Origin of the sequence: Pseudoalteromonas sp. NZS11 (genome assembly GCF_015864765.1) — a bacterium.
GTDB lineage: Bacteria > Pseudomonadota > Gammaproteobacteria > Enterobacterales > Alteromonadaceae > Pseudoalteromonas > Pseudoalteromonas arctica.
The window spans coordinates 705,905-724,013 of record NZ_JADYWP010000002.1 but is presented as its reverse complement, the minus strand read 5'-3'; the positions used below and the strand labels follow the sequence as shown (position 1 = coordinate 724,013).

Below are 18,109 nucleotides of genomic sequence, written 5' to 3'. Positions count from 1 at the left end.
TTGAAATAGTGAACAAACCCGCTTAGTGCTTCTAAGCTAACCCAACTATGGATAGAACAATGAAAACAAAATTATCTATTATTACGCTTGCTTTACTACCTTGTTTGGCTTCGGCTAAATTACCTGATGCAGGAGCTCTTCCACAAGCAGCTGCAAGTAGTGACTCTGTTATTGTTAAATATAAAAAAAATGCAACACCTCAAATGCGTAAACAAGCACGAAGCTTGGTTAAAGCAAAAATTACAGATTTAAATAATGATGAAGTTGATGATAACTTCACATCATTATTCTCAGGTCGCCTTGCTAAATTTAAAGTATCTGGCATGAGTACTAAAGAAGCTATTGAGCGTTTAAAGTCTCATCAAGCAATTGAATATGTTGAGCCAGATTACCGCGTTAGTATTGCTGCCAATACACCTAACGATCCACGTTTTGATGAACTTTGGGGCCTAAATAATGAAGGGCAAACAGGCGGCATTGCCGATGCAGATATTGATGCGCCAGAAGCATGGGAAATCTCAATTGGTAGTCGCGATGTTGTAGTTGGTGTTATTGATACTGGTGTTGACTACAGTCACCCTGATTTAGCTGACAATGCGTGGGTTAACACTGGCGAAATTGCAGGCGATGGTATTGATAATGACGGCAATGGTTACATAGACGACATTCACGGTATTAATGCAATTACGGATGCTGGCGACCCAATGGATGACCAAGGTCACGGTACCCACGTATCAGGCACTATTGGTGCAAGCGGTAATAATTCTACAGGTGTTGTGGGTGTAAACCATGAAGTTTCTATTGTTGGTTGTAAGTTTTTAGATGCCGCTGGTAATGGTTCAACATCAGATGCAATAAAATGTATCGACTATATGGTTAATCTTAAAAACTCAGGTGTAAACTTACGTGTTTTAAACAATAGCTGGGGCGGTGGCGGTTATAGCCAAGCGTTAGCGGATGCTATGACTGTTAGTGAGCAAGCTGACATATTATTTGTTGCTGCTGCTGGTAATGACGAAGTTGATAATGATGCAAACCCTCACTATCCATCAAGTTATGAACACGAGAGTGTATTAGCAATTGCCAGTACTGATAGCAATGATAACTTATCAGACTTTTCACAATGGGGCGCGACAAGTGTTGACATGGGAGCACCAGGCTCTGGTATTTTGTCAACAGTTCCGGGTAATGGCTATGCAAATTACTCAGGTACTTCAATGGCAACACCTCATGTTGCCGGTGTTGCTGCTCTTGTGTTGTCAGTAAACCCTGATTTAACAACATCAGAGCTTAAAGCGTTACTAATGAGTAGCGGTGACGCTAATGCTGCACTTCAAGGTAAAACGCTTGCGGGCACGCGCCTAAACGCAAATCAGGCGTTATTAGATGCCGATCCAACGCCAAGCTTTAAAATGTCTGTGACGCCAGCGTTACAACAAATAACAGTTGGTGAGTCTGCAACTTATACGTTTGAAATTGGTTCTATTGCTCAGTGGGATGGTGAAGTAACGCTTGAACTAGAATCTAGCCTTACTGGTGCATATTTATCAGAGCTAACTGCAAGCCCTGGCGAAACAGTACAGCTTAGTGTTGAGACCAATGGAAATACGCCATGGGGTAATTATGAGTTTACTGTTACAGCAACATCAGATGATATTGTTAAAGAAAAAACAGTAAGCTTAATGCTTCAACCTGCTGGTTTAAATGACTACACCTATACTAGCGAAGAAAATGTGGCGATTCCTGATAATGATCCACAAGGTGCTAATTCGGTAATTACAATTTCAGATGATTTAACTGTTTTTGGTACTTCTGTTGATGTAAATATTACGCATACTTGGTCTGGCGATATAGTCCTTACGCTAATTTCACCACAAGGCTCTGAGGTAACTTTACAGAGTAATGAAGGTGGCAGCGAAGATGATATTGTTAAAACATTTACATCAAGCGTATTTAACAGTGAAGTAGCAACAGGCGACTGGACGTTAAATGCTGTGGATACAGCGGGTGCAGACACAGGTAATATTAATGGCTGGTCACTTACGCTTAGCGCTATAGGCGAAGTAAGTGCACAACCGCCACGTGCAGGCTTTACTGTTGATACGCAAGGTTTAACAGCCTCGTTTGTAGATACAAGCAATGATGCCAATAACGACATTACACAATGGAGCTGGAGCTTTGGCGATGGCGCTACATCAACAGATTCAAGCCCTGTGCATGCATATGCGCAATCGGGTAGTTACGATGTAGAACTAACTGTTACTGACAGTGAAGGTAATACAGATACATTTACCCAAACCGTTGTTGTAAGTGACGTGACCCTTGAACTGAACTTAAAACGCGCTAACAAAACACGCCTAGGTACGATGCGTGTAGAACTTAGCTGGGAAGAAGTTGGTGCAGAGTCATTAAGCGTTTACCGTAATGGTGAGTTAGTTGATACCACTGCAGATAATGGACGCTACCGTGATTACGTACGTGGAGCTACATTACCATCGTACGATTACCAATTATGTGTAACAGAAAATGTGTGTTCGAATATCATCACCGTTTCTTTTGAATAAATTTCACTACTCCTAAAGTAATTTAAGCCCAGCTTTGCTGGGCTTTTTTATGTTTTAAAAATATAAACTATGCTTTTTATACGGGTGAGTTTTAAGCCAGTGCTCGGCTATTTGTTCACGCGTGGCAAACCAAACCTGCTCATGCGATCGGGCATATTCTAAAAACCGTGCTAATGCTTTTATTCTTCCTGGGCGACCAATTAAGCGGCAATGCAAACCTATCGACATCATTTTTGGGGTGTTTTCACCTTCTGGGTCACCTTCTTCATAAAGCATATCAAAGGCATCTTTTAAATAATTATAAAACTGATCCCCTGCATTAAAACCCTGTACGGCAGCAAAGCGCATGTCGTTTACATCGAGCGTGTAGGGCACAATGAGTTGTGGCTTACCTTCCTTAATACTGTAAAAGGGCAAATCGTCGCTGTAATCGTCGGCGTCATATAAAAATGTGCCATTCTCAACTACAAGGGCTGCGGTATTTGGGCTAGTTCGGCCGGTATACCAGCCTTTGGGCTTTTTACCTGTAAGCTTTTTAATGACGTCAATGGCTTGTTGCATATGTTCGCGCTCGGTTTGTTTATCTATATTTTGATAATTAATCCAGCGCAGGCCATGGCTTGCAATCTCGTGCCTTGCTTCAACAAAGGCTTTAGCTACATCGGGGTGGCGCTCAAGGGCCATCGCCACTGCAAAAATGGTGACCGGTATATCGTATTTTTTAAATAAACGCAGTAGCCTCCACACGCCCGCGCGCGAGCCATATTCGTAAATAGACTCCATGCTTATATGGCGGTCTTCTACATGGGGAGCACTGACTATTTCTGATAAAAACGTTTCGGCCGCTGCATCACCATGTAATACACAGTTTTCGCCGCCTTCTTCGTAATTTAATACCACTTGCACGGCAATACGTGCTTTATTGGGCCAATTTGCATGGGGTACATCTGGGCCATAACCAATTAAATCGCGCGGGTAGTTTTTAAATTGCTCGCTCATTTTATTGCTCCTTTTTAAGCGCTGCGAGCCAAGAGCCTAGCGCTTCGCGCTCTGCGTCTGTCATTTTTGTCATATTAGCCAGTGGCATGTCTTTAGTTATTACTGCGCGAGTATGCACAAGTACTTGCGACTTTTTCACCTGTTCAATTGAGTCGAGTTTAAAGCCAAGTGGCGCTGTTTGAAAAAGCTCAGAGGTAGGTGTTTCGCTGTGGCACTGCGTACAGTGTTTGCTGATTATATCCCACGCTTGTGCGTCGGTAATACTTGCTTGTAAAGGCGCGTTTTCGTCTGCATTTGTTGTACTGCTGGGCCAAGGTGCTATTGCTAGCATAAGGGCAAAAAATGCTGCAATACCACTTATAAGTACTGAAGGTTTATTAACGCCTTGATGTTTTAAGTTAAAGTAATGGCGTATCCACATACCAATACCAAACAGCGCAATTAAAATAAGCCAGCCAAAATTGTGGCTATACGTGTAAGGAAAGTGATTGCTAAGCATAATAAATACCACAGGTAACGTGGCGTAGTTATTATGTATCGAGCATTGCTTGGCTTTTAGTCCTGGGAGCGACTCGGGAATACGGCCGGCTTCTACTTCACTTACCATATAGCGTTGCCCTGGCATAATAATGTGATACACATTGCCAACCATACAAGTACCAATAAGCGCACCTACATGAATATACACAGCGCGGTCGCTAAATAATTGATCAACCCCAAAAGTCCACAGAGCTAATAAACCAATAACTACAGCAATAAACACTTTGCCGTTTTCAACCAGCGGGGTTTTACACAATAAACGATAAACACCATAACCTAAGCCAATAAAACCAAGTGATGCGCCAATAGCTACAAATTTACTTAGCTCACTTTTGCTGTTATCAATTAAGTACACATCGGCGCCAACATAATAAAGTAAGCTAAATAGTAATATACCGGTGATCCAGGTTGTGTACGCTTCCCACTTAAACCAATGCAGGGTATGAGGCATTTGTTCAGGGCCATTTTGATACTTAGCCACTTCGTAAAAGCCACCGCCATGCACGGCCCATAAATCGCCTTTTATGCCTTTATCTATTTTCCATTGCGGTGGTGTTTGTAGGTTGTTATCAAGCCATGCAAAATAAAATGAAGCGCCAATCCAGGCTATACCAGCAATAACATGAAAATAACGCAGTACTAAATGAGCAAGCTCAAATAAATAGTTTTCCATAACAGTTAAGCCTCTGCTAATACCGGTGAGCGGGTGTCTGAAAATTGATTGCTATCATCGCGCTTATACACGCTTTTACCCATAATGTAGGTTTGCTCAACGCAGCGGTCGTCGCCTAACATCATCATTGCAAATAGTTTTTCATGCAGGGTTTTGGCATGTTGTATTCTAAATTTTAAAAACGAAGTTGCCGAACAATCCATTACAATAAAATCGGCTTCACAGCCGGCTTCAAAATTACCAATTGTCCCTTCTAAATCAAGTGCTCTGGCACCGCCGAGAGTTGCTAAATACAGCCCTTTAAATGCTGAAAACTTTTGACCTTGTAATTGCTGGATTTTGTACGCTTCGTTACCTGTTTGTAGCATAGAAAAGCTTGTTCCTGCGCCTACATCGGTACCCATGCCTACGTTTATGCCGTGCTCTTCACAGGCTTTTAAATTTAAAAGTCCTGATCCTAAAAATAGGTTTGAGGTAGGGCAGTGCGATATTGCTGCATTGTTATCTGCAAGGCAGCAAAGCTCGCGCTCAGATAAATGAATGCTATGGGCAAATACCGAGCGTTTACGTACCATTTTTGCTTGCTCGTACACGCCTAAGTAATCTTCGGCTTCTGGAAATAGCCCTTTTACCCATTCGCACTCGTCTTTGTTTTCAGATAAGTGTGTATGCAGGTAGGTGTCTGGGTATTCTTCTAATAACTGAGTACATTTTTGAAGTTGCTCAGGGGTTGATGTGGGGGCAAAACGCGGTGTAACTGCGTAGCTTAACCTGTCAACATTGTGCCATTTCTCTATTAGGGCTTTGGATTCGTCATAGCTTGTTTGCGCGCAATCAGATAAGTCGTCAGGACAGTTACGGTCCATCATTACTTTACCGGCAATCATCCGTAAATTGCGTTTTTGTGATTCTTTAAAAAACGCATCAACCGATTGCGGGTGCACAGTGCCAAATACAAGGGCTGTGGTTGTGCCATTACGCAGCAGCTCGTCTAAAAAGCGATTAGAGATCTCTTTTGAATAATGCTTACACGTAAATTTTTTCTCTGTCGGAAACGCGTATTCGGTTAACCAACTTAGCAGTTGCTCGCCGTACGCACCCACCATTTCGGTTTGTGGTAAGTGTATGTGGGTGTCAATCATACCAGGCATAACGAGCTTACCATCGTGGCGGATAACACGCGCTGATTTATCAATTGTTGGCAGTATGTCGTGCTCGTAACCAAGTTTAACTACTTTGCCGTGCTTGATAACTAATGCGCCTTTTTCAAAAAAACGATGGGCGCTTTCGCCAGCAATGGCAGGGTCGTCAACAAAGTCGAGTATATCGGCACAAATTACTGTTAAGTTATTATTGTTTTGTGTGCTCATAGTTAGCTACCTCTGTATGTAGAGTAGCCAAACGGGCTAAGCAACAATGGGATATGGTGATGTTTAGTATCTTGTAATCTAAACGTTATTTGCGCCTCTGGGTAAAACGCAGGGGTAGGTTGATTTTGGTAGTAGCTATCTAAATCAAATACTAGCTTATAGGTTGCAAATTCTACTTCTGTATTTAGCCAGTCGGTAATTCGCCCATCGGTATCGGTTGTGCCTTGGGTTAGTTGTACCCATTCGTTATTTGTAAGTTTAAATAGCTTAACAGCAACGTTTGCCGCAGGTTTTCCGGTGCAGGTATCAAGTATATGGGTGGTAATAGGGCTTTTGTTCATACTTTTATTCATAGCAATGACTCCAATCTTATTTTTGTTATTTTGGCTTGTTCGCCCGCGGCTATAGCAAGCTCTGTGCTGCGGGTGTTGTGTATGCGCTGCTCTATGAGTTCAAGCATTTGTTCGGCCGTTTTACCGGTGGCGCACACAATAAAAATAAAGCCAAACTTGCTCAGGTACTCTTTATTAAGGGCAATCATTTTGGTAAGTACGGCTTCGTTTGCTTTGCTCATACCCGATTGCTCATGGCCCGCTTTTTGTGCGGTAGCAGCGTATTTTTTGCCAAGGGTTGATAAGTCGCCTATTTGCGGGTGGCCTTCGAAGGCAGCTAAATAGTCGCTCTCGCCAAGGCTATCCCATATGTTTTTTGCGCATTCAAACAGCTGCTGAGCACTTTTAAATGGCATTGCTTTTACCATGGCTGCCACCCAGTTAGGGGCCGCGCAGCAATGCTCAAGTGCTTGTTTTGCTTGTGCATCATTTAGCGTATTTATTTGTAAGCTACTCATGCGCCTACTTCCTCCTGCGTGGTGCTAATTAAGGCATTTTTTAGTGTGCGCCACTGCAAGCCTTGGCGTTTTGGCGCTTGGGTTTGCATAGCCTGATAAAGGGCAATTAGCTGTCCACTAATCGAAATAGCCACTTCCATTGGTAATTTGCCCGTAATATTTTTTAGCCCAACAGGGCAGGTCATTTGCTGTATTTGATCGGCTGTAAAATCGCGATGTGCTAGGCGTTGTTTAAAACGTTTTGCTTTAGTGTCAGAGCCAATAACGCCCAGCCAATTGGCATCAGCGCGTTTAATAATGGCTTGGGTGAGTGCAAAGTCGAGCTGGTGGTTATGGGTAAGTATTAAGTAGTTATTAGCTTTAGGCGCACGCTTTACTTGTTCTGTTGGCTCTTCATCAACCACTTTTACTACATTAGTTGGCATAGCCTGTGGGAATACATCTGCGCGGCTATCTATCCAGCGTATGCGAATAGGCAGTTGTGCCAATATACCAATAAGCGCTTGTGCTACGTGGCCTGCGCCGTAAATATCTAAAGTAAAGCGCTCGCATTGCATGCATTCAAGCATAACGGTGGCAGCCCCGCCGCAGCACTGGCCTAAATTTGCACCTAGGTTAAATTGCTCTATTACTTGGGCGGCTTCGCCTTTGGCAAGTAGTTCGCGAGCTTTTTCTATTACTACGTATTCAAGGTGGCCACCGCCAAGGGTGTCGTAAATATGCTCGCCGCCTATTACCATTTTTGAGCCTGTGCCGCGAGGGGTTGAGCCATTTGTGCCAAGTACCGTGGCAATTACATAATTAGTGCCGCTTTGTTCGTGCTCGTTTATAGCCTGCGCCCAGTTTTGAGTATGAAAACCCTGAAACGACTCATTTAAATTAGTCATGTTGATGCTCCTTAAACCAACTAGCGGTTTGCTCAATTGCACTCAATACTCGCTCTGGGGTTGCGGGTGTATCCAATGGGGCGGTGTATTTGTAATCAGCCACACTGCTTATGGCATTACGAATCGCGCTCCATACACTAAAGGCCAGCATAAATGGCGGCTCGCCTACGGCTTTTGATCTAAACACGGTGGTTTCTGGATTTGCTGAGTTATAAAGATTGACGTTAAATTCGGCAGGTGTATCGCCAATGGCTGGTATTTTGTAGTTGGCTGGGCCAAAGCTTGCAAGCTGGCCTTTATCATTCCATTGTAAGTCTTCGGTTGTTAGCCAGCCCATACCCTGCACAAAGGCGCCTTCAATTTGGCCTATATCAAGAGCTGGATTAATTGAACTGCCTACATCGTGCAGTATATCAACGCGAGTTACCGTGTTTTCGCCAGTTAGGGTATCTACTTCTACTTCGCTGAGTGCTACGCCGTGAGCGTAGTAAAAAAACGGACGGCCTTCGCCTTTGGCTCTATCGTAATGAATTTTTGGTGTGGCGTAATAACCGGTAGATGAAAGCGATATACGATTCATGTAAGCAAGATTTGCAAGTTCGCTAAAGCTAATTTCCCCTTTACTAAAAGTAATGAGGTTATCTTTAAATACAACAGTGTTGCTGTCTACTTCAAAGTGCTCGGTAATAAAATCAATTAAGCGCTCTTTTATTGTGTTTACTGCATTTAGCGCCGCCATACCGTTTAAGTCGGTACCGCTTGAGGCCGCTGTTGGTGAAGTGTTTGGTACCTTGTCGGTACGCGTAGCACTAATACTTACCGCGTTAAAATCGACCCCAAAGCCATGGGCTACAATTTGCGCAATTTTGGTGTTTAGCCCCTGGCCCATTTCGGTGCCGCCATGGTTTAAATGTATTGAGCCATCGCTGTATACATGCACTAATGCACCAGCTTGATTTAAGTGTTGTACCGTAAACGAAATACCGTATTTAACCGGCGTCATCGCAAGGCCTTTTTTGATAATAGGCGATGTGGCATTAAAGGCTTTAATGGCCTCTTTACGTGCCCAGTAATCACCCGACTGCTCAAGCTGGTTTATCAAATCTATTAAAATATGTTGCTCTACGGTTTGATGATACGGCGTGGTGTCGCGGCCTTTTTTATATAAATTGAGTTTTCGGATCTCAAGCGGATCTTTACCTAATTTGGCGGCTATATCGTCCATTATTAGCTCGCCCATAATCATTCCTTGCGGGCCACCAAATCCTCTAAATGCGGTATGGCTTACGGTATTTACTTTACAGCGATTACCCTTAATTGTGGCGGCTGGGTAGTAGTAGGCGTTATCGGCATGAAACATGGCACGGTCTACAATTGCATCTGATAAATCGGGGGAGTAGCCACAAAACCCATTTACGGTAATGTCGGCACCTTCTATTAAGCCATTTTCGTCAAAACCGACATGATAGTGATTATAAAAAGGGTGGCGCTTACCGGTTAATTTAAAATCGTCGCTGCGGGCTAGGCGCATTTTTACTGCGCAGCCAAGGTGGTAAACTGCAAGAGCTGCAAGGCATGCCCATGGTGCGCCTTGGGTTTCTTTGCCGCCAAAAGCACCGCCCATACGGCGGGTTTCTACGTTTACAAAGCTAAATGGCTTTTTTAAAATTTTAGCAACTAAGTGTTGAACCTCAGTAGGGTGTTGCGTAGAGCACTGAACATGAATGCCCCCGTCGTTATCAGGTTGCGCCAGCGCTATTTGCCCCTCAAGGTAAAAGTGTTCTTGCCCGCCTATGTTTATTTCGCCTTTAAGCTGGTGGGCAGCGTTATTAATGGCGTTTTCGCTGTTACCACGGTTAAGTGAATGGGGCGGCCTTACCCAATGCTCTTTGCTAATGGCTTCTTTAATATCAAGTATGGGTGTAGTTTGCTCGCACTCAATAACCACTAAGCGTGCAGCGCGACGCGCTATTTCATAGGTGTCGGCAACGACAATTAATACAGGTTGTCCGTGGTATTGAATCTCATGGCTAGTGAGTAATACATCACCAGGAAATACCGGGCCAATATCTAATTTACCCGGTACATCTTCTGCCGATAAAATACGTTTAACGCCTTTAACTGCCAGTGCGAGACTTGTATCAATTGATTTAATAAAGCCGCTTGTAACAGGGGCGAGCACTGGGTAGGCATGCAGGCAACCGTAAGGCTCAGGATTATCGTCGGCAAAATTTGCACTTCCACAAACTTGTTTAATAGCGCTTTCGTGATATTTAGATTGTCCAACGCTACCACCTTGCGCTTTTAGTTTATCCATTTCAAAGTGACGCATGTGAGATCCTCGTAATGGCAATGTTGTTATTGTTGCGTGCTTGCGGCTCACAAAACTCAATACCAATGCGTTGTAATAAGTTTTTGCTTACCGTGGTGCGGTAATGCGCACTGCTTCTTACATCGCTCATGGGCGTAAAGTCATCGTTAATAGCCGTTGCTGCGTCTATAAAAGTGCTCACTTGTAATGATTGAGATATCAGCTTTTGCTCAATATGCTGCGCGCGCTTAGGAATAGCTGCCATACCGCCCATAGCGCAGCGGGCTTGAGTAATCATGTTTTGTGAATGCTCTATAGCAAGTACCAAACAAACGGTAGATATATCGTCTTCAAAGCGTTTTGATATTTTATGACATGCCAGTTTTAGTGACTCTGGGCGCTTTGGGATGGTGAACTTGCTAATTACTTCATCGCTTTTAAGAACCGTTTTTTTGTAATCAATAAAGTAGTCGGCAACTTTAATAGTGCGCGTACCAGCGCTGCTTAATAAATCCATTGATGCATTAAGAGCGATTAAAAGAGGAGCTGGATCGCCAATAGGAGAGGCATTCCCTATGCTGCCACCAAGCGTGCCGCTGTTACGTACTTGGCTTGATCCTAAGCGTTCAAATAGCTCTTTTGACTCTGGGTAATGGTTATAAAACACCTCAACAAATTGGCTATAAGGTAGTGCTGCACCAATGTGTAGCTCACCGTTATTATCTGCCAAGGTGCAAAGCTCCTTTACTTGGCTAAGGGAGATAATTACATCTGGTAAGAGCATGTTTTGGCTAAGCTCAATGGCAAAGTCGGTGCCACCAGCAACTAAATGTACATAAGGATAAAGCGCTTTTAGCTCAACAAGCTGTTGGGCAGTTTGTGGTAAGTAAAATTTGCGAGGACCATTTTTTAAAAATGGAATATCGTCATCATATTGCGTATTAAGTGATGCTTTAAATTGAGCGGCCATTGCTGAGTAAGGTTCAGCTTTACGCTCATAGCTATAGGCTTTTTCGGCTGCAAGTAATATAGGGCTATAACCTGTACAACGGCATAAGTTACCGCCAAGTGCATGAATAACCGCTTTTTTACCAGGGTACGTTGGCTCATTAATATAAAGAGCCAACAAACTCATTATTATACCGGGCGTGCAAAAACCACATTGCGAACCATGGCACTCCACCAGTGCACGTTGTACGGGGTGTAAATCGGTTAAGTTTGGGTATAAGCCAGTAGTCACAGCCTCTACCGTTACTATATGTTTTGCATGCGCATTACCTAATAACAATAAACAGCTGTTCATTGTTTTGTATTGCCAACTAGTTTGCCCGTTTGCATTTATACGCTCTTCACCCACTAAAATTGTGCACGCGCCACAGTCGCCAGTTGCACACCCTTCTTTGGTGCCCACTTTCCCTTTTTTGGTGCGTAGCCAGTCCAAAATGGTGAGACTTGGCGAACATTCTTGTACTTCAATTGGCGTGTTATTTAATAAAAATTGAATCACACAGACCCCCTTAATTTTTATAAAGCCCTGATACATAAAGGCTTGGCGTATGTTTTTTCTTGTTGTTTGCGCACGGGTAAGAAAAATACTTTTTCATCTTGGTAAGTATATTGCAGTTACCATGCCATTGTTGACCGGTTGGTCAGTTGATGTTTTGAGTAGGCTAAATTGCTCATTAAGTACAAATAGGCCCTAATAATGAATAATAAATACCGCCTTACTATGCAGGGAATGACAAAGCAGTATCCCGGATGTATAGCCAATAATGACGTAACCTTAAAAATTAAGCATGGTGAAGTGCATGCCTTATTAGGTGAAAACGGTGCAGGTAAAAGCACATTAATGAAAATGCTTTATGGTGTGGTTAAACCTGACCAAGGGGACATGTTTTTTAATGGCCGTATAATGAATATAAAAGAGCCTGCTGATGCGCGTGATTTAGGCATTGGAATGGTCTTTCAGCATTTTTCGTTATTTGAAACACTTACGGTCGCCCAAAATATTGAACTAGCGTTAGGTGATTTAGCAGGGCATAGCAGCACGCTTGCGGGTCGAATTACAAAAACATCAACACGTTATGGTATGCCATTAGACCCCCATAGACTGGTATCAACACTTTCAACTGGCGAGCGCCAACGAGTAGAAATTGTTAGATGCTTATTATTAGATATTCAGTTACTTATTTTAGACGAACCCACTTCAGTACTGACTCCACAAGAAGTCGATGCATTATTTAAAACCCTAAAGTCACTTAAAAAAGAAGGCTGCTCTGTGCTGTTTATTAGCCATAAACTGCACGAAGTGATTGAGTTATGTGACAGTGCGACCATTTTGAGAGGCGGGAAAGTAAGCGGGCATTGTATTCCTAAAAACGAAACTAGTGAGTCAATTGCCAGGCTGATGGTAGGCGACAACACGCCAATCAGTAACCAAACTCGCAGAGCTTTGGGGGCTGCGGATTTTTTAACCGTTAATAATCTAACCACCGCCGCACAAGCGTTATTTGAAACACCCCTTAAAAATATTAACTTTGCAGTACAGCAAGGCGAAATAGTGGGGATTGCGGGTGTTGCTGGCAACGGACAAGAAGAGTTATTAAAAGTGCTTTCGGGGGAGCAAATTCAAGCTAGTAGCAGCGCCATCAAATTTAAAAATACCGTTGTTGATGCACTGTGCCCGCTAAAAAGGCGCCGCCTTGGGCTTGCATGTGTGCCAGAGGACAGGCTTGGGCGGGGAGCCGTGCCCACTATGGATTTAGCACAAAATGCACTGCTTACTAGTTTTGATAATGGGCTGGTTAAAAATGGCTTTTTAGTAAAACAAAAAATTACTGAGCTTGCTAATAAAATCATTACAAAATACAAGGTTAAAACGCCAAGTTTTCGCACTCATGCAGCAAGTCTTTCGGGCGGTAATTTACAAAAATTTATTATTGGTCGGGAGGTAGAGCAAAGCCCAAAACTACTCGTTATGTCGCACCCTACTTGGGGAGTAGATATAGGCGCACAAGTGGCGATACATGAAGCTATTTTAAAGCTTCGCGACGAAGGGTGTGCGGTACTCGTTATTTCAGAAGATTTAGATGAACTTTATAAAATTTGCGACCGCATTGGCGCAATTTGTGATGGCAAACTGTCTCCTATTTTAAATACCGATACCGTACCGCTTGTGCAGTTAGGGCAGTGGATGGCTGGCGACTTTAGCGATGTTTTTAATAACCAGCCTAAAGTACACACACCACAAGGGGCACTCGCATGATTAAGTTAGAACCACGTGTTGAACGCTCACCGGCTTGGAGTTATCTCTCTCCTGTTTTAGCTATTTTACTCACATTAATAACCGGTTACGTGGTGTTTGCCTTATTAGGGCATGATCCTCTAAATGCCCTGTATACATTGCTTATAGCACCTGTTGCCGATTGGTATGGTGTAACTGAGCTACTTGTAATGACCATTCCTATTTTGCTATGCGCCTATGGCTTAGCGCTTTGTTATAGAGCATCGGTTTGGAATATAGGCGCAGAAGGGCAACTGCTTATTGGTGGTGTATGTGCAAGTGCTGTAGCCGTTAACTTTGTTGATTCAACAAGTGCTTTTGCAATGCCACTTACATTACTCGCTGGTATTGCAGGTGGGATGTTGTGGGCGGGGCTTGCTGCTTTTATGAAGCTGCGTTTAAACACCAATGAAATTTTAGTCACCATAATGCTCAACTACATAGCAGTAAATGTATTGCTGTGGGCTGTTCATGGGCCACTCAAAGATCCTCACGGTTATAACTTTCCTGAAAGTGCATTGTTTGGCGATAGTACGTTATTACCTGTTTTATTCGACGGTACTCGATTGCACTTAGGCCTGGCGTTTGCGTTATTAGCGCTATGCGCCACATGGGTTTTTATTAGTAAAACCTTTATAGGCTTTCAAATACAAGTACTTGGGCTTGATGCATCCGCGGCCAAAATGGCGGGTTACAAGCGAGCATTATTAATTGCCGGAGTGCTAGTTATTAGCGGGGGCTTGGCGGGGCTTGCTGGAGCGGGAGAAGTAGCTGGGCCTATTGGGCAGTTGGTTCCGCAAATATCACCCGGTTATGGCTATGCCGCCATTATTGTTGCTTTTTTAGGGCGACTCCACCCAGTAGGAATTACGTTTGCGGGCTTATTAATGGGGCTTATTTATATGGGAGGTGAACTTGCGCAAATTAACATGGGATTACCTAACGCTATAACCGGTATTTTTCAGGGGTTAATGCTGTTTTATTTACTCTCGTGCGATGTGCTTATTACTTATCGCCTTAGATTTTCGCTGCCATTTAAACAACAAAAAGCGCAGCCAATACATATTGCACAGGAGTCTTAAATCATGGAATTAGATGTAATTACTAATATTTTATACGCCACTATTCGTACAGGCACCCCCTTATTGCTGGTGGCGCTGGGTGAAATGGTATGCGAAAAAAGCGGTACCTTAAATTTAGGGCAAGAAGGCATGATGCTACTTGGGGCAGTGGCAGGGTTTATAACTATGTATCAATGCGACAACCTATTTATTGGTTTTACGGTAGCAGCTTTGGTCGGGGTTATGGCCTCACTTATTTTTGCTTTTGTAGCACTTAATTTAAATGCTAGCCAAGTAGCGGCAGGTTTGGCGCTGACTATTTTTGGCACAGGCCTTTCGGCATTTTTAGGTGCCGACTATGAGGGAAAAACTATTAACGCGTTACCTACTTTAGCAATTGCAGGGTTTGAGCATATTCCAGTTTTAGGCAAAGCGCTATTTTCGCAAGACGCCATTGTGTATTTAAGTTGGGGTTTAGTGCTTGGTGCGTATTTGTTTTTTAAATACCACAGAGCAGGGCTTGCAGTACGAGCTATTGGCGAAAACCCAAGTGTGGGTAATAACTTAGGATTACCTGTAATGCGTACACGTTATTTAGCCGTAATGTTTGGCGGCGCACTGGCTGGCATTGCGGGCGCATACTTGTCGTTGGCTTATACACCACTTTGGACTCAAAACATGACGGCAGGGCGAGGTTGGATAGCTCTTGCTTTAGTGGTGTTTGCAAGCTGGCGTATTGAGCGCGTAATGCTTGGCGCTTATTTATTTGGCTTTGCCAGCATTATGCACTTAGTGGCACAGGCTTTTGGGTGGGCTGTGGAGTCTAACTTATTAGCCATGTTGCCTTATGGTGCAACGCTTATAGTACTGATTATGCTCAGTAAAAATAAACAAAAATTAAAAATGTACGAACCCATGTGGCTAGGTAAACCTTGGCACAAGGGTCATTAAATTAATTACAAAATCAATAAGGCAAATCACCTGCTTCAACAGGATATTAAAAATATAACACGGAGAATAACAATGAAAAAACTTATAACAGCACTCGGGGTTGCATTGAGCTTAGGCATAAGCGCATCTGCTATTGCAAAAGATAGCGTAAAAGTTGGCTTTGTATATGTAAGCCCCATAGGTGAGGCCGGTTGGACTTATACACATGACTCTAGCCGCCACTACCTAGAAGAAAAGTTTGGCGACAAAATAGAAACTACTTTTGTCGAAAGCGTACCAGAAGGGGCCGATGCTGAGCGTGTTATTACGCAACTAGCTAAAAGCGGGCACGATTTAATATTTACCACGTCGTTTGGCTACATGAACCCAACACTTAAAGTGGCTAAACGATTTCCTAATGTAAAGTTTGAGCATGCCACAGGCTATAAACGTGCAAAAAACGTAAGCACTTACTTTGATCGCATTTACGAAGGACGCTACCTAACAGGTGTTATTGCAGGGCACATGAGTAAAACCGACAGCATTGGTTATATTGCTGCGTTTCCTATTCCGGAGGTAATACGCGGTATAAATGCATTTACGCTTGGCTTGCGCTCAGTAAAGCCTAATGCAAAAGTAAAAGTAGTGTGGGTTAATAGCTGGTTTGATCCGGGTAAAGAGCGCGAAGCTGCCGATAGCCTAATAGATCAAGGCGTTGATATTATTACCCAACATACTGATTCGCCTGCACCACTGCAAGCTGCGCAAGCCGCTGGTATTTACGCTATTGGCTACCACTCAGATATGAGCGGATACGGTAAAAAAGCACATTTAACGGCAGCGGTTCATCACTGGGATGAATTTTATGCAGAGCGCGTACAGCAAGTACTTGACGATAAATGGCAATCGCAAGATATATGGAAAGGGATAGGCTCAGGGATGACTCGCTTAGCGCCGCTAAGTAAAGATATTCCAAGTGATGTAGTAAGTGAAGTAAATGCTATTTCAGAGAAAATTGGTAAAGGTGAATTTCATCCATTTACTGGCCCTATAAAAAATCAGCAAGGTGAGCTGGTTACAAAAGCTGGGCAGACTATTGATGATAAAACCTTACTCGGCATGGACTTTTACGTTGAAGGCGTAGAAGGGCAGCTTAAATAAACGCAGACGTATTTGAATTAAAATAGGGCAGGGCGTTAATACCTTGCCCAAGTTTAAGCGCTAAAAGGATATTGACCATGTCAAACCAAGAAGCTATTTCAGAAGACATAATTTACGCGGTAGATGATAAACCAGGGCTAACTGAATCATTTTTTGCTGCACTACAGCACGTACTCGCAAGCTTTGTAGGCATTATTACACCCACACTTATTATTGGTGGGGTGCTTGGCCTAGCTGCTGAAATACCATATTTAATTAGTATGGCGTTGTTTGTATCGGGTGTTGGTACGTTTATACAAGCGCGCAGAGTAGGGCCTGTTGGTTCCGGACTTATATGTGTGCAAGGCACCAGTTTTGCTTTTTTAGGCACTATTTTGGCCACAGGCTTTACTGTTAAAGCTACGGGTGGCAATAACGATGAAGTACTCGCTACTATTTTTGCTGTGTGTTTTTTAGCGGCCTTTGTAGAGATATTTATTAGTTTTTTTATAGAAAAACTCGGCAAAGTAATTAAGCCTGTTGTTACCGGCGTGGTTATTACCACTATAGGCGTCTACCTTATAAAAGTGGGTATGACCGACATAGGCGGCGGCCAGTGGCTATTAACTAATAAGCCTGACGAGTTTGCCTCACCAAGTAACCTAATTGTTGGTTTTTCGGTTGTTGCTCTAGTGGTGCTGCTTAATGCAAGTAAAAATCAATGGGTAAGGCTAACTGCCGTGGTTGTAGCCATGATAGTAGGTTGGATACTGGCCGTTATATTAGGAATAGCCAAATTTGAAGTCGGCGAGTTTGATTTAATCGCCATGCCAATACCGTTTAAGTACGGTTTTAGTGTAGATTTTGGTGCGCTTATAGCCTTTGGCTTTTTATACCTTATTACTGCAATTGAATCGACAGGCGATATTACTGCCAATTGTGCTGTTTCTAAGTTACCTGTTAGAGGGCCTACTTACTTAGCACGCATACGCGGTGGTATTCTAGGTGATGGCGTTAACTCGATGATTGCGGCCTTATTTAACACTTTTCCAAATACTACTTTTAGTCAAAACAACGGGGTTATTCAGCTAACAGGTGTTGCCAGCAGGTACATAGGCCTGTGGATCGGCGGTATTTTAATCATCCTTGGTTTGTTTCCTGTGATTGGCGCTGTATTACAAAATATACCTAAACCCGTTTTGGGCGGTGCAACGCTTGTAATGTTTGGCACCGTAGCAGCCGCAGGGGTCAAAATACTAGCCAGCGAAAAAATAAATCGCAGAAGCTTACTTATTATTGCGGTGAGTTTGGGACTAGGGCTAGGTGTTAGTTTTGTACCAGAGTTGTTTACAAACGCACCTAAGTTGGTTACTGCCATATTCGGTAGCGCAGTGACGGTGTCGGGTATCACCGCAATAATAATGACGTTGGTACTACCAGAAAATTACTCAGCAAGTACGGATCATCTTAACTAAACTAAGATTCATAAAAATAAAGGAAT

At 43.2% G+C, this 18,109-nt stretch carries 14 protein-coding genes; 6 read left to right on the top strand and 8 right to left on the bottom strand.

Features of this window, described 5'->3' with window-relative positions; all coding sequences use genetic code 11:
- Nucleotides 1-59 precede the first annotated feature (59 nt).
- Nucleotides 60-2,564 carry a S8 family serine peptidase gene (locus I6E82_RS06830; protein WP_197117254.1) on the top strand — a complete coding sequence of 835 codons (2,505 nt, stop codon included), beginning with the start codon at nt 60-62 and terminating at the stop codon, nt 2,562-2,564.
- Between the two features lie 54 nt (nt 2,565-2,618).
- On the opposite strand, the gene puuE is transcribed toward I6E82_RS06830, so the two are convergent.
- From puuE to xdhA, 8 genes are read right to left on the bottom strand one after another with little or no spacing between them, the layout of a single operon-like run.
- On the bottom strand, nt 2,619-3,563 hold the full coding sequence (gene puuE, locus I6E82_RS06825; protein WP_197117253.1) for an allantoinase PuuE: 945 nt from the start codon (nt 3,561-3,563) through the stop codon (nt 2,619-2,621).
- Between the two features lies 1 nt (nt 3,564).
- Complete coding sequence (locus I6E82_RS06820; RefSeq protein ID WP_197117252.1) at nt 3,565-4,776, bottom strand: urate hydroxylase PuuD; 1,212 nt, start codon at nt 4,774-4,776, stop codon at nt 3,565-3,567.
- Between the two features lie 5 nt (nt 4,777-4,781).
- Nucleotides 4,782-6,146, bottom strand: coding sequence for a guanine deaminase (guaD, locus tag I6E82_RS06815; protein WP_197117251.1), 1,365 nt, complete (start codon nt 6,144-6,146; stop codon nt 4,782-4,784).
- A 2-nt stretch (nt 6,147-6,148) separates the two neighbouring features.
- On the bottom strand, nt 6,149-6,499 hold the full coding sequence (gene uraH / locus I6E82_RS06810) for a hydroxyisourate hydrolase (RefSeq protein ID WP_231616879.1): 351 nt from the start codon (nt 6,497-6,499) through the stop codon (nt 6,149-6,151).
- Nucleotides 6,496-6,996, bottom strand: coding sequence for a 2-oxo-4-hydroxy-4-carboxy-5-ureidoimidazoline decarboxylase (gene uraD, locus I6E82_RS06805; protein ID WP_197117249.1), 501 nt, complete (start codon nt 6,994-6,996; stop codon nt 6,496-6,498). The genes uraH and uraD overlap by 4 nt, the downstream gene beginning before the upstream one ends.
- Entirely contained in the window at nt 6,993-7,883 is an 891-nt protein-coding gene (gene xdhC / locus I6E82_RS06800; protein ID WP_197117248.1) for a xanthine dehydrogenase accessory protein XdhC, read from the bottom strand. Before xdhC ends, uraD begins: the two co-directional genes overlap by 4 nt.
- Complete coding sequence (xdhB, locus tag I6E82_RS06795; RefSeq protein ID WP_197117247.1) at nt 7,876-10,215, bottom strand: xanthine dehydrogenase molybdopterin binding subunit; 2,340 nt, start codon at nt 10,213-10,215, stop codon at nt 7,876-7,878. Before xdhB ends, xdhC begins: the two co-directional genes overlap by 8 nt.
- Nucleotides 10,202-11,701, bottom strand: a complete 1,500-nt coding sequence (xdhA, locus tag I6E82_RS06790; protein ID WP_197117246.1) for a xanthine dehydrogenase small subunit — start codon at nt 11,699-11,701, stop codon at nt 10,202-10,204. Before xdhA ends, xdhB begins: the two co-directional genes overlap by 14 nt.
- 198 nt (nt 11,702-11,899) lie before the next feature.
- On the opposite strand from xdhA, the gene I6E82_RS06785 reads away from it, so the two are divergent.
- The 5 genes from I6E82_RS06785 to I6E82_RS06765 all read left to right on the top strand — a co-directional run bounded on the left by I6E82_RS06785 (nt 11,900) and on the right by I6E82_RS06765 (nt 18,083).
- On the top strand, nt 11,900-13,459 hold the full coding sequence (locus I6E82_RS06785) for an ABC transporter ATP-binding protein (protein WP_197117245.1): 1,560 nt from the start codon (nt 11,900-11,902) through the stop codon (nt 13,457-13,459).
- Nucleotides 13,456-14,559: an ABC transporter permease gene (locus I6E82_RS06780; RefSeq protein ID WP_024591977.1), complete on the top strand. Its 1,104-nt coding sequence runs from the start codon at nt 13,456-13,458 to the stop codon at nt 14,557-14,559. Before I6E82_RS06785 ends, I6E82_RS06780 begins: the two co-directional genes overlap by 4 nt.
- Before the next feature lie 3 nt (nt 14,560-14,562).
- The gene (locus I6E82_RS06775) at nt 14,563-15,489 is read left to right on the top strand and encodes an ABC transporter permease (protein WP_024591976.1); all 927 of its coding nucleotides are present in this window, start codon (nt 14,563-14,565) and stop codon (nt 15,487-15,489) included.
- Between the two features lie 72 nt (nt 15,490-15,561).
- Entirely contained in the window at nt 15,562-16,629 is a 1,068-nt protein-coding gene (locus I6E82_RS06770; protein WP_004334591.1) for a BMP family ABC transporter substrate-binding protein, read from the top strand.
- 77 nt (nt 16,630-16,706) lie between these two features.
- Nucleotides 16,707-18,083 (top strand): uracil-xanthine permease family protein, encoded by a 1,377-nt coding sequence (locus tag I6E82_RS06765; protein ID WP_024591975.1) that lies wholly within the window; start codon nt 16,707-16,709, stop codon nt 18,081-18,083.
- Nucleotides 18,084-18,109 lie beyond the last annotated feature (26 nt).